This is a genomic window from Mycobacterium sp. pUA109 (assembly GCF_041287095.1).
In the GTDB taxonomy this organism is placed as follows: Bacteria; Actinomycetota; Actinomycetes; order Mycobacteriales; family Mycobacteriaceae; genus Mycobacterium.
On the sequence record NZ_JBGGKS010000009.1, the window covers coordinates 204,083 to 222,125 of the forward strand.

Annotated in this window: 17 protein-coding genes and 1 pseudogene; 6 read left to right on the forward strand and 12 right to left on the reverse strand. The window is 64.1% G+C overall.

Features of this window, described 5'->3' with window-relative positions:
* Window positions 1-140: 140 nt before the first annotated feature.
* The 3 genes from ACAG26_RS12855 to ACAG26_RS12865 are packed head-to-tail and all read right to left on the reverse strand — an operon-like array spanning window position 141 to window position 1,882.
* Entirely contained in the window at window positions 141-455 is a 315-nt protein-coding gene (locus ACAG26_RS12855) for a barstar family protein (protein ID WP_370482700.1), read from the reverse strand.
* Window positions 452-853, reverse strand: coding sequence for a ribonuclease domain-containing protein (locus ACAG26_RS12860; RefSeq protein ID WP_370482702.1), 402 nt, complete (start codon window positions 851-853; stop codon window positions 452-454). Before ACAG26_RS12860 ends, ACAG26_RS12855 begins: the two co-directional genes overlap by 4 nt.
* 57 nt (window positions 854-910) lie before the next feature.
* Window positions 911-1,882 carry an SDR family oxidoreductase gene (locus tag ACAG26_RS12865; RefSeq protein WP_370482754.1) on the reverse strand — a complete coding sequence of 324 codons (972 nt, stop codon included), beginning with the start codon at window positions 1,880-1,882 and terminating at the stop codon, window positions 911-913.
* Between the two features lie 246 nt (window positions 1,883-2,128).
* Here ACAG26_RS12865 and ACAG26_RS12870 point away from each other — a divergent pair, with 246 nt between their 5' ends.
* Window positions 2,129-3,013: a helix-turn-helix transcriptional regulator gene (locus ACAG26_RS12870; RefSeq protein WP_370482704.1), complete on the forward strand. Its 885-nt coding sequence runs from the start codon at window positions 2,129-2,131 to the stop codon at window positions 3,011-3,013.
* Window positions 3,014-3,392: 379 nt separating this feature from the next.
* Here ACAG26_RS12870 and ACAG26_RS12875 read toward each other — a convergent pair whose 3' ends face one another.
* A complete protein-coding gene (locus ACAG26_RS12875) occupies window positions 3,393-3,959 on the reverse strand; it encodes a TetR/AcrR family transcriptional regulator (protein WP_370482705.1) in 567 nt (188 codons plus the stop codon).
* 126 nt (window positions 3,960-4,085) lie between these two features.
* Here ACAG26_RS12875 and ACAG26_RS12880 point away from each other — a divergent pair, with 126 nt between their 5' ends.
* The gene (locus ACAG26_RS12880) at window positions 4,086-4,898 is read left to right on the forward strand and encodes an alpha/beta fold hydrolase (RefSeq protein ID WP_370482707.1); all 813 of its coding nucleotides are present in this window, start codon (window positions 4,086-4,088) and stop codon (window positions 4,896-4,898) included.
* Window positions 4,899-4,972: 74 nt separating this feature from the next.
* On the opposite strand, the gene ACAG26_RS12885 is transcribed toward ACAG26_RS12880, so the two are convergent.
* Window positions 4,973-5,707, reverse strand: coding sequence for a class I SAM-dependent methyltransferase (locus tag ACAG26_RS12885; protein ID WP_370482708.1), 735 nt, complete (start codon window positions 5,705-5,707; stop codon window positions 4,973-4,975).
* 281 nt (window positions 5,708-5,988) lie between these two features.
* Window positions 5,989-6,570 carry a dihydrofolate reductase family protein gene (locus ACAG26_RS12890; protein WP_370482710.1) on the reverse strand — a complete coding sequence of 194 codons (582 nt, stop codon included), beginning with the start codon at window positions 6,568-6,570 and terminating at the stop codon, window positions 5,989-5,991.
* Between the two features lie 203 nt (window positions 6,571-6,773).
* Between ACAG26_RS12890 and ACAG26_RS12895 the strand changes: the two genes are divergently transcribed.
* Window positions 6,774-7,202, forward strand: coding sequence for a cellulose-binding domain-containing protein (locus ACAG26_RS12895; protein ID WP_370482712.1), 429 nt, complete (start codon window positions 6,774-6,776; stop codon window positions 7,200-7,202).
* A gap of 15 nt (window positions 7,203-7,217) precedes the next feature.
* Here ACAG26_RS12895 and ACAG26_RS12900 read toward each other — a convergent pair whose 3' ends face one another.
* Complete coding sequence (locus ACAG26_RS12900; RefSeq protein ID WP_370482755.1) at window positions 7,218-7,673, reverse strand: DUF742 domain-containing protein; 456 nt, start codon at window positions 7,671-7,673, stop codon at window positions 7,218-7,220.
* Between the two features lie 12 nt (window positions 7,674-7,685).
* Window positions 7,686-8,204 (reverse strand): annotated as a pseudogene (locus ACAG26_RS12905) (peroxiredoxin); the annotation flags it as partial.
* A gap of 96 nt (window positions 8,205-8,300) precedes the next feature.
* Here ACAG26_RS12905 and ACAG26_RS12910 point away from each other — a divergent pair.
* Together ACAG26_RS12910 and ACAG26_RS12915 are read left to right on the forward strand one after the other, a co-directional pair.
* Window positions 8,301-9,779 (forward strand): aldehyde dehydrogenase, encoded by a 1,479-nt coding sequence (locus tag ACAG26_RS12910; protein ID WP_370482713.1) that lies wholly within the window; start codon window positions 8,301-8,303, stop codon window positions 9,777-9,779.
* A 684-nt stretch (window positions 9,780-10,463) separates the two neighbouring features.
* Entirely contained in the window at window positions 10,464-11,189 is a 726-nt protein-coding gene (locus tag ACAG26_RS12915) for a hypothetical protein (protein ID WP_370482715.1), read from the forward strand.
* Window positions 11,190-11,249: 60 nt separating this feature from the next.
* On the opposite strand, the gene ACAG26_RS12920 is transcribed toward ACAG26_RS12915, so the two are convergent.
* Window positions 11,250-12,182, reverse strand: a complete 933-nt coding sequence (locus ACAG26_RS12920) for an NADP-dependent oxidoreductase (RefSeq protein WP_370482756.1) — start codon at window positions 12,180-12,182, stop codon at window positions 11,250-11,252.
* Between the two features lie 126 nt (window positions 12,183-12,308).
* Between ACAG26_RS12920 and ACAG26_RS12925 the strand changes: the two genes are divergently transcribed.
* Window positions 12,309-12,881: a TetR/AcrR family transcriptional regulator gene (locus ACAG26_RS12925; RefSeq protein ID WP_370482717.1), complete on the forward strand. Its 573-nt coding sequence runs from the start codon at window positions 12,309-12,311 to the stop codon at window positions 12,879-12,881.
* Between the two features lie 848 nt (window positions 12,882-13,729).
* On the opposite strand, the gene ACAG26_RS12930 is transcribed toward ACAG26_RS12925, so the two are convergent.
* The 3 genes from ACAG26_RS12930 to ACAG26_RS12940 all read right to left on the reverse strand — a co-directional run.
* Window positions 13,730-15,223, reverse strand: a complete 1,494-nt coding sequence (locus ACAG26_RS12930) for a hypothetical protein (RefSeq protein ID WP_370482719.1) — start codon at window positions 15,221-15,223, stop codon at window positions 13,730-13,732.
* Between the two features lie 340 nt (window positions 15,224-15,563).
* Entirely contained in the window at window positions 15,564-16,505 is a 942-nt protein-coding gene (locus ACAG26_RS12935; RefSeq protein ID WP_370482720.1) for a DUF6602 domain-containing protein, read from the reverse strand.
* 333 nt (window positions 16,506-16,838) lie between these two features.
* A partial coding sequence (locus tag ACAG26_RS12940) for a hypothetical protein (RefSeq protein ID WP_370482722.1) occupies window positions 16,839-18,043 on the reverse strand: 1,205 nt, incomplete at its 5' end.

An 18,043-nucleotide genomic window follows, 5' to 3' on the forward strand; every position in this document is an offset into this window, starting at 1 on the left:
CGCCGGTCCTGTCTCACAGCGCTGTGAACTTCAAGGCTATGGGTCCTTGCCGAGATCGGCGAGTCCGCCACGCCTGATCGTTACCGGAAATTCACCACCAGTCCGCACAATTCACCATCGGCGGCGGCGCCTGCGCGAGGTTAGCGGAGGTGCAGCGTGACTCCGGCGTCGTCGAAGACATCTTGGACCGACTCGACAAACGGACGCGATCCGCGCTGCACGTTCTTCAGGTAGTGGCGCGAGACCGCACTGTGCAGCCATTCGAACTCGTAGCACCGATCCTCCGGGGTGCCGAACCCGCCTCGCAGGCAATCGGCCAGCGCATCGAGATTCCGTCCGAAGTACCCGCCGGGCCCATTGACGGCGCACCCGATTTCCCGGTAGAAGTCGTTGACCGACTTGATCTTCCGACCGTCGATTCGGTAGACCACGGGTACCTCTGAGTCGTGTGTCATGGTTGCCTTCCCACGTCCGTGATCAGACAGAATGAGTCGTAGTGGTCGGCGGTGTAGAAGTACTCGGCCGGGTTGGTCAGCGGGGATCCACCGGTCACGATGCGCCGGGTCGACCGGTTGCGCGCCCTCGGGTTTTTCACGGTGTATTCGTGGTAGTACCCCTTGCTCCGGTCCGGAAGATGACCCTCGCGGTTAGCGAATACCACCCCGTCGTGACGTGGAAAAGGAAACGGGCCGTTGGCCTGGATGGCCCGCACGGTGTCGCGGGCCTCGCGCGGCAGGCTGCCCAGTGAGCAGGTCGGCACGCTGCCGGGCGGGGGAGTCGGACCCGACGAAGTCGTTCGCACCAGCGCCCATCCGATGACGGCGGCGGCGATCAGCGCGCAGACGGCAGCCATCGCAATCCTGCCTCGACCCACCTGCGCTCCTCGCTGTCGGACTGTTAGTCGACTCCATCATCGCCGGTTGGCGCCACCGGCGCCGGGGCCTTCCTGGGCTCGGGCGTGGACGAGATCCTCCGAGATTTGCCAGATGCGCTGGGCCTCCTCGGCGCTGCGTAGCCGACTGTAGAGCTTTTGCTCGGCGGGGGGACCGCCTAGGTGCCCAAGCCCGCTGGGCCCATAGAACCGTCCATCACCGGCGTCCGGAGCCGTCGCGGCGTACAGGGCCGGGAGTTTGGCTGACTCCACGGTGCCAAAAAGGATTCCGCGGGCTGACAAAACTCGGATCATCCGCACCAAGTTGGTGTCTTCGGCGCGCCCGACCTCCGGTCGCGCGGCGAGCAGGCTAGTCGGGGCCACGCCGGGATGCGACAAGTTGCTGGTGATGCCCCAGCCGTTGGCTTGGCTGCGCCTGCCGAGCTCGAGACCGAACAGACCGAGCGCGATCTTGGACTGGCTGTATGCCCGGCGGCCGTCATAGGACCGCTCCCAGTTCAGGTCGTCCCAGTTAATGCGGTTGCGGTTCGCGGCGACGCTCAGCTGTGAGGTCACCCGCGCGCGGCCGGCTTGCAGCAGCGGCAACAAGTGCGTGACCAGGGCAAAGTGCCCGAGGTGGTTGGTGCCGAATTGCAATTCGAACCCGTCGACGGTGACCTGTCGACTGGGCGGGGTCATGACGCCGGCGTTGTTGATCAGGATGTGGATGGGCTGCCCCTCGTCCTGCAGGGTCTTGCCCAGTGCTGTCACGGAAGCGAGGGAGGACAGGTCGAGCTCGCGGAGCGATACGTTCGCGCCGGGGTGCTGTTCTCGTATCTTGGCGATCGCCGCCTCGCCCTTGCGCGGATTGCGCACGGGCATGAGCACCTCAGCGCCGGCCGCGGCGAGTTGTGACGCGAGTCCAAGCCCCATTCCGTCACTCGCGCCGGTGACGACGACGCGCTTGCCGGTGAGGTCGGGCACCGTAACGTCTGGTTGCTGACCGGGCATGTGTTTCCTCCTGGTGTCGTGTGGTGTGGCCCGCGGCATCGGCGACGTCTTCGGGGCGACCTTCCCGGACAGAGACGTCATGCGGGATTCCTTTCGTTGACGGGGCACCTCACCGACGATGCACCGGCCGCGAGCCGCCATCCAGGGACTGACAATCCGAGGCTCACCGGGCCGCGGCTGCGCCACAATGAGAACGTGGGGTGCCGCTGGTAGACCGAATATCCAACGGGTGGGTGAGGACGCATCATGATCGATCGAAGTGGGCTGGCCGAATTCCTTCGGCGTCGCCGCGCATCGCTGCAGCCCGAAGACGTCGGTCTGCCCCGCGGACCGCGTCGCAGGACCGAGGGACTGCGCCGCGAAGAGGCGGCCGCCCTATGCCACATGTCGACCGACTACTACTCGCGGCTAGAGCGCGAGCGGGGCCCTCGGCCATCCGAACAGATGATCGCCTCCATCGCGCAAGGCCTGCACCTCTCGCTCGACGAGCGAGACCACCTGTTTCGTCTCGCGGGCCACAATCCGCCCACGCGGGGCGCGGCGCCCGACCACATCAGTCCGGGCATGTTGCGGATCATCGACCGGCTCAGCGACACCCCGGCCGAGATCGTCACCGAGCTGGCTGAGACGTTGCGCCAAACCCCACTTGGCATCGCCCTCACCGGCGACACCACCGGCTACACGGGTCCGGCGCGCAGCCTTGGCTTCCGCTGGTTCACCGATCCGACCACCCGCAATCTGTATGCGCCCGAGGATCATTGCCTGCTCTCCCGGATGTTCGTCTCCGGCCTGCGTGAAGCCGTCACCTTGCGGGGTCCCGACTCCCGTGCCGCGCAGTACGCCGATCTTCTGTTGGCGCGAAGTGCGGAATTTCGCAGCCTGTGGGACGACCATGAAGTTGGCGTCCGGCCCAGCTCGGTGAAGCGTTTCGTTCACCCGGAGGTCGGTCTCTTGGAGCTGCACTGCCAGATGCTGCTCGACCCGGAGCAATCGCACCGTCTGCTCGTGTACACCGCGGTCCCCGGCACCGAAAGCTACGACAAACTGCAGCTCCTGTCCGTCCTCGGCGATCAGACGTTGGCCGCCGTGGGAACACAGGGTGCGCGCGAGAACGACGTGGACTATTCCTGAATGCCGGGCGGGGCAGGCTGTTCGGGCGGGATTGCTCCGCCACAGCCACCGGGCGGTGGTGGTGCCGGGAAAGCACTGCTGCCGCTGACGCAGTCGTGGTGCGATTCCGTCCCGAACACACCGTGCTCCCAGGTCCACTCATGCCAGTACGACCCGTCGGGGTACTTTTCACCGTCGCACATGCGCCGTTGGCCCGCACCGCCGTCGACGATGACCAGTTGGCCATAAGTCCACTGCCCGGCTGGGCAGTAGTTGTTCGCCAGGTCCGGCTGGTGTGGGTCTGGCGGGTCAGCGCTGGCAGCCGCAGCAGCGGACACAATCACCGCAGCGCAACCCAACACGGCAGCGCCAAGGCGGGCAACTCTTACGTTCATGCCGGTCAGTTCACGAAGTGTTCGAGCGCTGCCCGGATTGCAGGTAGCGCGGCGGCGGCTTGGTGTTCGAGCAGGGCGGCTTCGGCGGTCATGCCGATCCACAGCTGCGCGCTCTCGTAGGGGTAGGGGTGTTTCATCGCGGCGAAGTCGGGTTGGCACCACTTGGCGTTGGCGATGTTGCGGTGACTGATTTCGGCGGTTACCGCGGGTTCGGCGCGAGCTTCGAGCAACAGGGCGCGCACGCCGCGATCGCGGAGGCACCCATCGAGATAAGTGTTGGCGGCCGCAATGAGACGTTTGCGCCCCGGTGGCAGGCCGGCCACGGCCGCCTCCGTCTGGGCCGTCAAGCGTTCGTGGAATTCGCGGTGCAGCGACAGCAGATACGAAGCGCGGTCGCCGAAGTGGTGAAAAAACGTCCCCTTGGCCACCCCAGCCTCCGCGACGATCAGGTTGACGCTCAGACCGCTAAGTCCGACACGTTCGGCCAGCCGCAGTCCCGCGTCGATGAGCGCTTCACGGGTCCGGGCCATCGCCTCCTTGCGCGAGCGGGTGGCCGGCGGGGTTGGGGTCATCTCTTGACCTTATGCGGTTTGCGCCGAGTGGCGTGGGGTGCGGGGCCGGTCATCAATCACTCCTTGAGGTCGGGCAAGTCCCAATGCTATGGTTGACCGACCAGTCGGTCAATAAAAGGAGCGGGAATGCCCGAGATGATCCAGACGCGCGTCGGTCCGGTGGCCTACAGCGACAGTGGGGAAGGGCCGGTGGTGGTGCTGCTGCATGCGACCTTGCACGACCGCCACGACTTCGACCCGATCGTGCCTGCGTTGAGTCGCGAGCATCGCGTGATCGCGCTGGACTGGCCCGGCCACGGCGACTCGCCGGCCCCGGAATCTCCCTATCTGCCGACCGCGGCCTCCTTCGCCGACGTGCTGGTCGACGTCGTGCACGCCCTGGACCTGCCGCCAGCCGCCTTCGTGGGGAACTCTGTCGGCGGCTTCGCCGCGGCCCGGTTGGCCATCACCGACCCGCAGCGGGTGTCGCGGTTGGTCTTGGTCGATGCTGGAGGCTTTATTGCCGGCCCAGTCACCAACCTCTACTGCCGGGCGATGGGAACGCCGCCGCTGATGAAGCGAATCCTGCCGCGATTCATCCGTAGCTACCTAAAGGCGACCAGCGACAACGACCACGCCATCCAGCAGCGAGCGCTGAGCCGCGCGAACACCCGGCAGGGCGTCCTGCTGATGGCAGCCCTGTGGCGCAGTTTCGCCTCGCCCGACTACAACCTGTGCCCGCGCGCCGACCGCATCACTGCGCCGACGCTGATCATCTGGGGTGCGAAGGACACCGCGATCCCGTTGCGACTGGGTCGTACGACCGCCGCTGCGATCCCGGGATCCCGGCTGGAGGTACTTCCCACCGGTCATGTCCCGTTCTCCTCGGACCCCGCCGGATTCCTCGCGATCACCACGCCTTTCCTCGCTAGCACTACCGGTCTGGGGGCAATGCCGTGACAGCTACCTCCTTGGCCGGTTGATGCCGCTGCCTGGCGGACTCAGGCATGCGGCGCGACCGCTCCGAGCGGGGTTTAGCGGCGCACCGCTGTCGTGTATGCGAAGGCGCCGCCGCTCATCGACCATTGGTAGCGATCAAAGCCCGCTCTCTCAAGCTGGGACCCGAGCTCATCGAGCGCAACGAAGTGAAGCGAGAACAACCGATTCGACAGGTGCTTGAGCGCGCTCCGCCGGTCGGCCGGGCCGCGAGCGAACGTGCTCGCCGTCAGCGTTGAACGTGGCTTCGCGACGCGTGCCAGCTCGGCCAAGGCTTTCGGCAGGTCCGGGAACTGGTGGAATCCGCCCGAGCAATTGATCCGATCGACCGAGCCGTCGACGAGCGGTAAATCGTGCGCGTCGCCGTGGACGAGGAGGACGTTAGACAGGCCAGCCGCGCGTACCCGGTCGACCGCGCGGGCCAGCATCGAGCGTGAATAGTCCAAGCCGATGACAAGCCCGTTCGCGCCGACCTTTTTGGCCCATTCAACGGTGAAGTTGCCGTGCCCGCAGGCCAAGTCGAGCACCACATCACCCGGCTGGGGGTCGAGGTCGGAAGCGACTGCCTCCACCTCGGTTGCGAAGTCCGGCATGCCGGCGACCTTGAGCAGCGGATCGCGGATCGACTCATAGAGCCATGCGGTGAATGCCGTGTCCAGCACCTTCTGGCTGAACGTCTGGTGGGGCATCGGGCCCAACGTTTCGACGTACCCGCGTGGTCCGGGCTGAGGCGACACGGTCAGCACCGCGCGGGCACCTGCATCGGCGGACACGACACCCCCTCGATCGATGGGCGGTGGGTTAAGCGTACCGGGACGGAAGGCCGGCTAGGGGCCAGTCAACCCGTTTGGGCTTGCCGTTTCTTCCGGACCGCTTGGGCTGCTGGTTACCGCTTCAGATTGTCAAGGGCGTCCAACATCTCCGTCACCGCGGTCGCCGCCCGCATCTCGACAAGATGCTCGATAGCTCTCGAACGCCTCATGGCCTTAGCTAAGCACGTTGGCCAAGCGGCCCGCAGATGCCCACTGTTGTCGGCGGCGGTGCCTGGACGGACTCAGGCATGCGGCGTGGGCCGGTAGATGAGTTCTTGGATGTTGCCGTCCAGCGTCCGGCTCTCGATCAGCGCGAGGTCGAAGTCGGCCGCGCCCTGGAAGATTGGGGCGTCACCGGTCTGTCCGGTGATCACCGGAAAGAGCGTTACGTGGACGTGGTCGACCAGGCCGGCGGCCATCAGCGCCCGGTTCATCGACAGGCTGCCGTGCGAGCGCAACGGCACCTCGGACTCCGCCTTGAGTCGAGCGACGACGTCGACCGCGTCACCGCGCGCGACGGTCGCATCCGGCCAGTCCAGAGGTCCCTCCAGGGTGGTCGACACCACCGTCGCGGGCAGGTTCCTCATCCGGGTGACCCAGGGGTCGTGCACCTCGGAGTCCTCGGTGGCCGAGGCCAGCATCTGCGCGAACAGCCGGTAGGTGTTGGCCCCGAAGACCATCCGTTGTTCCGGCTCGTACAGGGCGAGGCGACGGTCGAGCAGTTCGGGGCCTTGCTTGCCCCAGTAGCCACCCCAGTCGCCGCCGCTGACACCGCCGTAGCCGTCGAGGCTGGAAAAGACGTCGAACGTGTAGGTGGCGGTCATGGAGCTCTCCTCGCGTGCGGTTGATCGGATGTGGATACAGACCGGAAAGCACGGCGAAACTCATCGCGGGTTCGGCCGAGCCGATGGTTCCGGGGTGGATCGAGAGGCGAAAATCTCGTGACGGTTTCAGTTGAGCAAAGGTACTACAGCTTACCCACGATGCGAGGGCCGATATCGCCTGCTTGGCCGTAGCATTGGCTGCTATGGCCGGACTGGACTGTTACGTGAAGCGCTGGCGCGCAGCGCTTCACGTAACAGTGTCGGCATTGATGGTTGTCCTCCTCGGACTCGCCATCACCCCCGTAGCCCATGCGGCGGCGGCCTCGGCGACGCTGTCGGTGACATCGACGTGGCAGACCGGTTTCATCGCCCGCTTCAGCATCACCAACTCGAGCACCGTGCCGTTAAGCGATTGGCGGCTTGAATTCGACTTGCCGATCGGAGAATCCGTCTCGCACACGTGGAATAGCACCCTCACACAATCTGGCACGCACTATGTTCTGAGCCCCGCGAATTGGAATCGCATCATTGCGCCCGGCGGTTCAGCCACAGGCGGTCTCAGAGGCGTGCTGACCGGTTCCTACTCGCCACCGACGAATTGTGTGCTCAACCGGCAATATTATTGCAGCTAGAGCGGGTCCTTCCGCTCAGAGTGCGCGCAGGCCACGCAGGGTCCGTGTTATCAGTTCGCGTCGTTCGTCGCTCGTCATCGAGTCATCGAGGGCGGCGCGCACCCGCAAATAACCCTGGCTCACCAGGTCGTCGACCAGGAACCGCGTCGCGCCGAGCGGCAAGGACAGACGAGCGGCGATCTCTGCGACCGAGGGGCTGTGCGCGCACGTTGTCAGGATCTGGCCCCGCACATCATTTCTCCGCCAGCGCGGCGGCTTCCCGGTGGTGTTGAGCGCTTCGACCGGAGCCTCGAGTGCCAGGTTGACATCAGAGTCGGTACGGCCTGCCGTCAGCGTGGATGGCCGGACCACAGTTGGCTCGTCGGCGGTTTCCGGCTCTGCGAACCAGAAACCGATCGGTTCGCCCTTGCCCTCCGGCTGATGATGCGCGTCGGTGAGTTCCTGCCGGACGCGTGGTGAACGATCCGACACCTTGTGCTGCGCCAAGAACCGCAAAGTGTGGTCGGCGTGCACCGATGCGCGCACCTCGTTGGAGACGACCTTGAGTATGGTGCGGTCGGTGTCGATGACGAATGTCGTCCGCCTGACCGGCAGCAGCCGAGCCAACAGGCCGCGGCGCCGAGTGTGCCGGCTACGCCGGGCCCCCTCACGCGCCACGACGGATCTGCGCAGCTTGGTGAGCCTGCCTCGGCGCACCCCGAGCAGCTCGGACACTATGCCGTCCGCGTCGGAGAGCAGCGGATAGTCGAACTTGCGCTGCTGGGCGAAGTGGGCCTGCCTGTCGACGGTGTCGGTGCTGATGCCCACCCGCTGGGCGCCCACCGCGGCGAATTCGTTGCTCAGGTCCCGGAAATGACAGGCCTGGGCTGTGCAAATCGGCGAGGACGCTATGGGGAAGAAGAACAGCACCACCGGCCCTTCGGACAGCAGCGCGGACAGTGTCCGAGGCCGACCGGTGTGGTCATAAAGGGTGAAGTCAGGCGCCTTATCGCCCGCGATCATCGGCAAAGAGTAACGCCGGCAGGCGCGGTGCGACGCAGGACTCGGATAATTGGCCCCGCAGCGCCCATGCGATGCCCGCGATACGAGGAGTGCCTGATGACGGTTGAGACTGTGCGACTGCGCTGGTCGTCCGATGACAGGGATGACCAGTTCACGGTTGTGAACCCGGCGACGGGTAAGCCGATCGTTGTCATCCAGGGTGCCGGGGAGGTCGAGACCGACCGGGCTGTTGAGGTTGCGGCGGCGGCTCAACTCGGGTGGAAGGCGCGTCCGCCACGTGAGCGGGCGCGGTATCTGCGCGGTGTGGCCGACGCGGTGCGCGAACACGGCGATGAGATCGCCAGCTTGGAGTGCAGCGATAACGGTAAGCCGGTCCGCGATGCGCGTCGCTACGACGTGGAGGCGTGCATCGCCATCTTCGAGCTGTTCGCCGGCTTGTGTGAAGCGATGCCGAGCCAGGTGCGCGATGCCGGCAGCCTGCTTGATATCACCATGCTGGAGCCGTACGGGGTGGTCGCGGCGATTGTGCCGTTCAACTGGCCGCCGCTGCATACCGCCGGGAAGTTGGCTCCGGCGTTGGCGGTCGGTAACGCTGTGGTGTTGAAGCCGCCGGAGCAGGCGCCGCTGTCCATGCTTCGGGTCGTCGAACTGGTGCAGGAGGTTCTGCCCGATGATGTGGTGCATGTCGTGGCCGGCGGCGGCCGGGTAGGGGCGCGACTGGCGCAGAACCCGCGGGTAAACAAGATTTCGTTCACCGGGGCGCCCACTACCGGTGCGGCCGTGCTCAAGTCGGTGGCGGACAATCACACGCCGACGCTGATGGAGTTGGGCGGCAAGAATCCGTTCATCGTTTGCGCAGACGCTGACGTTAACGCCGCGGTGGCGTGGGCGATCGAGGCTGGCTACTACAACAAGGGCGAGGCGTGCACGGCGGCATCGCGGTTCCTGGTGCATCGCAGCGTGCACGACGAGTTCGTCGACAAGCTGGGCCAGGCGGTGAGCCGATTGCGGGTGGGCAATGGAGCGGACCCGGACACGCATATCGGTCCGGTCGTCGACGACAAACAGCAACAACGGGTCGAGTCTTACCTGCAACTCGGCGTCGAAGAGGGCGCCGTGGTGGCGGCCCAAGCGGAGTTGCCCACGGATCCGGATCTGGCCGGCGGCTACTTCGTGCGCCCCACTTTGTTCACCGGCGTGCACCGCGATATGCGGATCGCGACCGAGGAGATTTTCGGCCCGGTGAGTGTGGTCATTGCCTTCGACTCCGAGGCCGAGGCCATCAGCATCGCCAACTCGACGCCGTTCGGGCTGGTGGCGGCGGTATTTAGCCGCGACTCGGAGACACCGTTGAGGATTAGTCGTGACCTGGGCGCTGGGATGATTTTCGTCAATAACTACGTCCGTGACTTCATCGGCACACCCTTCGGGGGCATCAAGGCCAGTGGTTACGGGCGCGAACACGCCCAGGAAACGTTGCACGAGTTCGGTTACAGCAAGAGCTTGCGGTTGCCCTCTGGCCGCATGCCGATGCCCCAGTGGGCGCCGTCGCTCGAGGTGACCGAGGGCCTGTAGAACCCGCGCAACGCCTTTGTCGACACACGCCTTCTCCGGCGCCAACGAAGGGACGGATTGGGAAAGCCAGCCTCGATGAGCCTGCATTCCGAATCGCTTACCCCATAAGGATTTTGCTGTGGGCACACACATTCCCGCCGTCGACATCCACGCCCACGTCTAGCTGGAACCGCTCCAGCGATTGGTCAGTGAGGAACCCGGGCTCATCGCGGCGTTGAAGCTGGGCCTCCTGCGGTTCGGAGAACCCGCGCCGGCGGTCAGCACGTCCAGCATCGCCAGGCGCACGAGCAAACGAAAAGCCAACCGTCAAACCCGCGTGTGCTAGCCCCTGCCAGCCGAACCGGTACCGGCGTTTTGCCAGATCCCGGATGTTCGAATACAGTTCTCCGCTAATTACTACAGCGCGGTAGTACCAGGCAAAGTGACACATACCACATTCTGGCAAACGGAGTGGTGGTTGCCACGGATGTGACGTGTCGGCGGCGGGCCAACTCTTGCGTCCGCCGCAGCTGTGACGCACACAGCAAACTTTTTCTGGCGCGCATCTGGACCGGTCGGTGCTTGGTCACCGCCTTAGCGACCAGTGCGCAGTCCAACCCTGCCTTTTAGCCCGAAAGGGCGGTTGGAGGGGGTTCGTGTCCGACACGGCTCCACAAGTTCAAACCCATAGAAGAGAGCAGAACCATGCCGAAAGCCGACCGACTTGTGGAGACGTTCGGACAACGGAGACAAGTAAAGAAAATCATCACCACCTTTCTCGTTGTTGCTGGCCTCGGCGGTGCCACACTGCCTTCTGCGCCGATGCACCCGCATACGGCGCTTTCTCCGCCGATGCACCGGCATACAGCGGCCCCGGTTGGGCTGCGGCCGACGGGCGACACAGTCACCACAGCGGCCGCGGCCGCCACCCCCAGACCGGTGGTCGTGACCAAAGACTCCAGCGCGCAGGACATCGTCAAGGCCATCGTGAGCCAGGGCCGGGCTGCCCGGCTGAGTGAAGACCAGATCAAAACCGTCATCGCCACCGCGAAAATCGAGTCCAGTTTCCGCCCGGCCGTGTCCGGCGGTGTGCAGGCCTACGGCGGACCGGGGTCCGCGGCTGATGAGGTCATCGGCCTGTTCCAGGAGAAAGCCAGTTTCGGCACCGTCGCCGAACGCCAAGACCCCAACAAGGCGATCGCCCGGTTCATCGCCCGGTTCACCGAGGCGTTCAAGAAATACCGCATCACCGGCGACCCTGTGCAGGCGGCCACGCTGGCGCAGAACCCGCAGCTGCTCAGGTACCACGGCGGGGTCGGAACTCGCTACTACAACACCATCAAGGCCGCGATGAGCGCGGCCGCAGACCTGTACAGCCAGGCCTCCGGATCCGCACTGCGACCGGTCACGGACCTGTCGGTGGCGCGCTAAAACCGTGCCAGCTTGTGCGTGTGTCCGTACCGAGATCGGGTTCGACGCTTCTGGCGCTGATTAGATGTCGATGACGATTTTGCCGTGCACGTGCCGGCCAGCTTGAAGATCGACGGCGGCGCGGATCTGCTCCATCGGGAAGCTCGCCGCGATGGGCACTCGAAGCCGGCCCGACGCGACCAGACGGGCGATCTCCTCGATTGCGCCGGGAGCGGCGTCGGCGCCGTTGCCCGGGGTGATGCCGACGACCTGCGCGGCGATGGTGGTGATCCGCTCGTCGGGCACGCCGAGTTCCCGTGCAGCCTGCACCGTCTCCGTCCCGTACAGGTCGATTGCGGCGGTGACCCCGGCGGGAGCCAGCGCGCGGACCCGCTCGACCAGGCCGTCGCCGTAGGTGACCGGCTCGGCCCCGAGGGCGCGGAGGGCGTCGGCCGACGATGACGATCCCGTCCCGATCACCCGCGCGCCCGCGATGCGTGCGAGTTGGACGGCGAACACACCGACTCCGCCGCCCGCGCCGCCGATGAGCAGGGTGTCGCCCGGACCGGGGTTGACGACGGCGAGCGCGGCGGCGGCCGTGGACCCCGCGATGGCGAGGGTGGCGGCGGTGCGCTCGTCGACGCCGTCGGGGATGTGGTGGGCGTCGCCGCCGGCCGCGACGGTTCCCGCGACGTCGATGACGACGTAGTCGGCAACCGCGCGGGACAGGGCGCCGCCGAACACCCGGTCGCCGACCGCGAAGCCGGTCACACCGTCACCGACCTGGTCGACGACGCCCGCGTAGTCGGTGCCGAACCCGCACGGCAGGCTCAACCCGAACCGGGCGGCGGTGTCCGCGTCGGCGGTGATGATCCAGTCCATCGGGTTCAGCCCGGCGGCCCTGACCCGCACGCGGATGCGTCCCGCGCTGGCCTGCGGTGCCGGCACCTGGCGGAGGGTTAAGACCTCGGGGCCGCCGAACGACTCGAGCTGGACGGCTCGGCCGGTGGTCAGGGACGTGTCGCCGTGCTGTTCCTGCGTGCTCACCTGGTCTCTCCTTCGGCGGGGGATGAGCGGAGCGGAAATGGACTATGCTCCGTTTACGTGAGCAACCATAACACAACCGGAGCGTGATCCGTTTTGGATGACTCGGCGGGGCGCCGGCCGCGCGCGGACGCCGCTCGCAACCGCGATCAACTCCTCGAGGTGGCGACGCGCGTGTTCGCGTCCGCCGACACCGAGCCGTCGATGCGCGCAATCGCACGCGAAGCCGGGGTTGGCATCGCCACCCTCTACCGGCACTTTCCGAACCGCGAATCCTTGGTCGACGCGGTGTACCGCGATCAGGTCGCGCGGCTGACCACGGGCGCGCGTGACCTGCTCGCGCAGCTTGCCCCGCCGGCGGCGCTGCGGCGCTGGATGGACCTGTTCGGCGACTGGATCGCAACCAAGAACGGCATGCTCGACACGCTGGCCACGATGATCGAATCCGGCGAGATCGCCCACGCCCAGACCCGGACCGACCTGCTCGGGGCCATCGAGGACATCCTCGACGCCGGTCGCGTGACCGGTGAGCTCCGCGCCGATGTCAGCGCCGAGGACGTCGCCGCCGGCCTCATCGGGGTCTTCACCGTGGCTACGCCGCCCGAGCACAATGCTCGGGCGCGCCGCTTGTTGGACGTCCTGATGGACGGCCTCCGCTCCAGACCCTGAACCGCCGACCCGCTGCGTTACCGCCCTGGTGACGTAACGGCTGGGCTTGAAATCCTTTCTTATCTGTAGGGGAGGGAAGAGCTGATGACCCGCGATGCTACTGCTCGGGTATGTTCACGACGGGGCACTAGGTGTGCGCGCGGATGTGATGGCGGACCGAACATTGTGGACGGTCATGGTCGTTGCCGGCACGTTTGCGGTGGCCGCTGCCGCCAGCGCCCTCACAGCGGCGCATGGATTGGCGCGGAAATCGCTTGGGCAAGTGGGCAATATGCAGTGGGCTTTTCTGGTAGCCCGCCGTATTCGGGTCCACCGTATTCGTCCCGAATCGAGCTGCAACTCACGGCCGCTGGGGAATGCGAGGTGCACCGGTCTTCGTAGTGGAGACGGGCTAGTGTGAGCATGTCCGTGACGACTTCGGATACGCGCGTTCTGTTTGCTGCCGGCGCCACACCGGTTATCAGCGGGTGGTCGCTACCGTGTTGTCGCTGTTGCGCGAAGACGTTGCCCCTACGTGCAGCACGGCGTCTTATTCAGCTGTCGAGGCCAACGGGCCAACGGGACGCTTCCGTACAGCTTGATCGACGTGTTCATGCAGCGCGGGCGGTGCGCCGGATGAGCTCCCCGGCCGGCACTAGCGCCGACTGGTGCTGGGGTATGCGAGCTCTGCAGGCTGAGATGCCGGACATTCTGCTGGACCGGGAGGTGAGCGGTCGCCGGGAGCCTGATCTCCGGTACAGCCACCTGGATTGGTGCGTGCGGTTTCGCTGATCCGTGCCGGTACAAAGGATTGCGGCAGCGTCATTGGTAATCGCAGCGCAAGAGGACAAGCGCCGTGCCGCTATGGTTTACGTGTCTTCCTTGTCCTTCGAGACGGGTTGGTTCTTCCTGTCGACGAGGTACTGCCACACGAGCGCCAGCGCGGGGTACGGCCCCGGCCTGGAGCGGTGGGGGCCGGAGACCAATGAGATCGGCGGATACACGTCGAACGAGTCTTCGCGGCCGAGCCATGCGCGGCTATTGGGGTCGTATGCACTGGAAATCTCCGTGCTGAGTTCCATTTCGGGACTGCTGAATTCGAGCGTCCATTCGCCGGCGATCGATCCTCCGGAGACCTCTGCCGCGATGCGTTGGCCGTCGGGTCCGCAAAGTTCGAATGATGTGGGCAGGGCTTCGCCGTTCGCTGACGTCGCGGTGATGCCTTCCCAGTCCGTGATGGTCTCCCACACATCCTGGTAGGCGTCCCATTCATCGGCGAACCTTTTGTGGCCGCCTCGGGCGGTGGCGGTGTCGGACTGGCGCGGTTGAAGAAGTTTGCCGTCGATGATATCGGCGTCGAACGGCACTGTGACGATACTGTCGTACAACGTCATCCATTCGTGGACGGTGTTCCCATCGTTGTTAATCAAGTAGCCCTCGGCGCGGACGTCGGCGAGGAGAACCACAGTGTAGGAGACCAGGTCGGTGTCCTCGTCGATAACCTGCAGCGAGACGCCGGCAACGTAGATGAGTGCGGCGGCCGGCTCGAGTGCAAAAGTGGGGTCGATGATCTCGTCGAACTCTCGCCGGTCGTGGGTGTCCACGGTGTCAACGGTGATGTCGTCGACGTCGATCCAGGCTGGTGGCGGGCCGTGGCGGTCATCTGCGCCGGCGGACTCGGTGATGCTTTCAAGGAGCTCATCAATGATCAGTCGGCGAGCGGCGTCGACGGAGTGCTTCGGGTGCACCGGCGGCGAAAGCTTGCCGAATAGCTGGTAGGTGGTATTTGCGAAAGCACAGTCACTGTGCCCCAACGCATTTACTGCTGGCCGGAAGTCTTTGTAGTTTTTGGTGAGAAATACAATCTGGTCGGGATCGTTGTCGACGCGGCGCAGCGCATCGCGGACAATCGACGCGTCGACCGCGCCGGTGCGAGTGCCATCCTTGCTGCGTCCGCCGGCGCCTTCGCCGAGGACCTGGTCCCGGATAGCGTCGACAGCGCACTGTCCGTCGAGGTCCAGGACCTCGACATTGGGCATGGCGCGGCACAACTGGTCGATGTGTGCCGCAACCTCACGGGCTGCCAGGGGTGGGGGCGGGTCTCCGGCGATGGTCAGATCGCCCAGTTTCGTGTACGCGGCCTGCAGCTCCTTGAACGCTTCGAAGGCGTGGATGGCCCACTCGTCGATGACCTGCTGGGGAATCCACAGCTTCACATCCCGTCGCGCCAGGCGGCTGCCTAGTTTCTCGACGTTATCGGGCTTGAAGTTGCCAGCGCCGAAGAAGCATGTGTCCATCACTGCAGCAACGGGATGGATCGGGGCGGTTGCCGGTTCAGGTTCTGAGCTGGCCTGGTCGTTCACGAGAGCATCATCGCACTGCGTGTGTCAGACGCGGCGCCGCGCTGGCGACCGGTGACTGTGCCTCGCGATGGTTTGTACCGGTTCGCAATGGCGCGTGGTATCCCCGTGAGATTGTCCTATGCGGTCTCCCCATATTGGAGGCTCAGTAGCGCGACGACGTCGTCGATGTCGCTCGCGCCCACGTCTGCGGTCATAGAGCTGAGCTTGTCCCGTCGCCCTACAGGTCAATGCCCAGCAGGTGCACCGTAGGAACAACCGCAGCTCACATCTTTGACACACTGTCCACCGCGTGGTAGAAGAAGTTGGGAGATAGGCTAGATAATGGGCTCCGGCTCGGGATCTAGTAATAGAACGGTTCGTGATTCCGCCATTGGGCCGCGATCTGCGGAGTAGTTACATCGGCGAATTTGTACGAGTGCATCCCGAAACTACCTGTCGCGTCAGTAGTCTCCGTAACACGAAGGCCATCTGCTATTGGCTTCAGCGAAACATCGTTGAGTGCCAGCTTGTTCCACAATAGGCCAATGAAGTTAGTCAGTGGAGATAGATTATCCTGCTCATAGTCATGGCGCATGCCAGATAAGACGACGGATTCTCTACCTGAGGTTGCGGTCGCTAGTCCTATGAAGGGAGCGATGTGGGGGTTTTTCAACAGGAATCTCTCAGTTAAAACCGTCGTCACGCGACCCCAAGTTCCAAGATCTGCAATGCATAGAAAATCGAGTCCTTCGCGTGGGGCATTGACCAGAACTCGATCGAACTCCTGTGTTATAGACTTGATATTTTCCTTTGGAGTGCTGCCAGGGGCCTTCCAGTCGTGCGATTCGCCGAGCAGCCCAAAGAAGATCGGAGGAATTAGGTGGGCCTGCTGAGTCCCCTCACGTATCTTCATCCCCCGCCGAAGGGTTATTGCCTCTTCGTACGCATCTTTGATGTCGTTCCGGCCTACCGTTCGCCGAGAACTAAATGCGGCCACGACGCCCGAGGCGAGGACATGGTGCTTCTTGCGTAGCTTGGCCGGGTAGTGCGGGTGGAAGATGACGAGGTCAGTTTCCTTCGTCAGCGGTGGGCCGTCCTCGGTTTCGAGCAGCAGGTATTTGCGCTTCGCAATCTCATACTGCGGCGGGAGCCAGTCAGACAGGATCTCGTTCCAGCGAGACTCGACACCGTGGCCGGTCTCCTGTGTGCGCTCTCGCTGGCGCGCCTGCTCTTGTTCACGTTCGTACGACTCCACAATGGACCCGTTCACATCGGCGAGCCACTCGTGATGTTCGTGGATCATGCTTCGAGCGTAGCCCGGTGGTCCGACGGCTCTGGGGCTCGACACGAGCCGATATGGCTCGACGTAGTGCGCGACGCCGAATTATCGGAATATATCCGAGTTGTGAAAGGCGCTGGCCGATGGTGCGATAACGATTATGGCGTGATTTATCGGAAGCCCCTGAATGCGACCTGCCGTATACCTACCCGTGGCGGAGTCAATCGCGCCTGCTGCACGATTTGGTGACGGCATGGCCTGACCCGTCTGTTGGCATCCACTTTGGCCTGGCTGGTTCGTTAGGCTCCGCGTAAACCTTTCCGTGCAGCGGGGACCCCTATGCGGAGTAGACGTTAGCTACTGTTCAACTTCGACAACCACCGCACGGCTCTCGTCGTGAGCGATGTCGCTGCCGGAGGCGTTCTCGGGCTGACTGGGCTTTCCGTCGAAGACAAGCTTCCGTGCGCGGCGACCAGCCCGCGTCTCCCAACCCATAAAATTAACCTGCCATGCACGCTGCGCAGCCAACAGCGACACGTCCAGGACATAGACGTTGTATCGATCTGATGCCTGATTCGGGACGGTCTCGTTCGTAGCAACTAAATGCACGAAACGCATGTTTTGCAACCGATTGGTCATATCAACAAGTTCTGCATTGCTTGTATCGATAAGGAAGCAAGCGGATTTGGTGTTCCGGCAGTGGTCGGTGAGTAACACGACAAGGCGACGCAATTCATCTGAGTAGCCTCCGGCATCTTCCTGCATGTCATTGTATTTTGTTTCTACTGTCTTTCCTGCCGCAGAGTTCACGTCTTCCGCTATTATCCGCTCGCTGCCGGACTTCCCTGACGGGCCTCGGTTTCTAGCGCTTGAAATACTCTCGCTGATGAGGCCAATATAGTCACGTGGCACGCCACCAGCGGCCAGGACTAAACGATCTAAGGCGCCGTGCGAAAATAGACTGGCTCTATCTACTCCACACTCAGTGCAGAGTCGGTCGAGGATAGTCTCCAGGAAGCGCTTCGAACTCTTGAACTCCCGAAGTCCTCGGTCTAATGAAAGATCGCGGATATCGTGCGGGGCCTGGAGTCCGATTGGAGGATTGCCGCCTGCGTATAGTCTGGTCCACAGGGAAATTGATCCAAATTTAAGCCAAACTCCAGCATCTTTTACGACTCGGTGAAAATAACCAGCAATGTTTGGCTGATCATCACTTCGGAGATGATAAAAATCATCCAGGATGATGAATGAGTCCGGGGCGAGATTGCCGACGGCGCGCATGAGTAGTCGATAGCTGGAAAGCGCGCGTTCTAGGTGCTCAGTTTTTGTTGCGCTGTACCGTTGCGCGATCGCACCGGTCCTTGCATTTTTTGCCGATCTACCGCGCCCAAAACTTGCCTCTGCATCAACCGTTCCGTGATTTCCGGACGCTCGGATGGCACCTTCGGAGGTTATGTTAATTTCGTTCGCGTAGCTCTCGGTCCTGAGGGGGACCCGTTTGGTGGTCCAGTCGTTATGCGGCTTGGGGTTGGTGGGTCGTGGTCCACTGTAGGGCGAATTCG

Excerpts from the sequence above, each read along its gene's own strand:
- ACAG26_RS12880 (WP_370482707.1), top strand. The coding sequence starts at position 4,086 with ATGCCCGAGATGATCCAGACGCGCGTCGGTCCGGTGGCCTACAGCGAC.
- ACAG26_RS12895 (WP_370482712.1), top strand. The coding sequence starts at position 6,774 with ATGGCCGGACTGGACTGTTACGTGAAGCGCTGGCGCGCAGCGCTTCAC.
- ACAG26_RS12865 (WP_370482754.1), bottom strand. The coding sequence starts at position 1,882 with ATGCCCGGTCAGCAACCAGACGTTACGGTGCCCGACCTCACCGGCAAG.
- ACAG26_RS12890 (WP_370482710.1), bottom strand. The coding sequence starts at position 6,570 with ATGACCGCCACCTACACGTTCGACGTCTTTTCCAGCCTCGACGGCTAC.
- ACAG26_RS12910 (WP_370482713.1), top strand. The coding sequence starts at position 8,301 with ATGACGGTTGAGACTGTGCGACTGCGCTGGTCGTCCGATGACAGGGAT.
- ACAG26_RS12870 (WP_370482704.1), top strand. The coding sequence starts at position 2,129 with ATGATCGATCGAAGTGGGCTGGCCGAATTCCTTCGGCGTCGCCGCGCA.
- ACAG26_RS12860 (WP_370482702.1), bottom strand. The coding sequence starts at position 853 with ATGGCTGCCGTCTGCGCGCTGATCGCCGCCGCCGTCATCGGATGGGCG.
- ACAG26_RS12915 (WP_370482715.1), top strand. The coding sequence starts at position 10,464 with ATGCCGAAAGCCGACCGACTTGTGGAGACGTTCGGACAACGGAGACAA.
- ACAG26_RS12935 (WP_370482720.1), bottom strand. The coding sequence starts at position 16,505 with ATGATCCACGAACATCACGAGTGGCTCGCCGATGTGAACGGGTCCATT.
- ACAG26_RS12855 (WP_370482700.1), bottom strand. The coding sequence starts at position 455 with ATGACACACGACTCAGAGGTACCCGTGGTCTACCGAATCGACGGTCGG.
- ACAG26_RS12875 (WP_370482705.1), bottom strand. The coding sequence starts at position 3,959 with ATGACCCCAACCCCGCCGGCCACCCGCTCGCGCAAGGAGGCGATGGCC.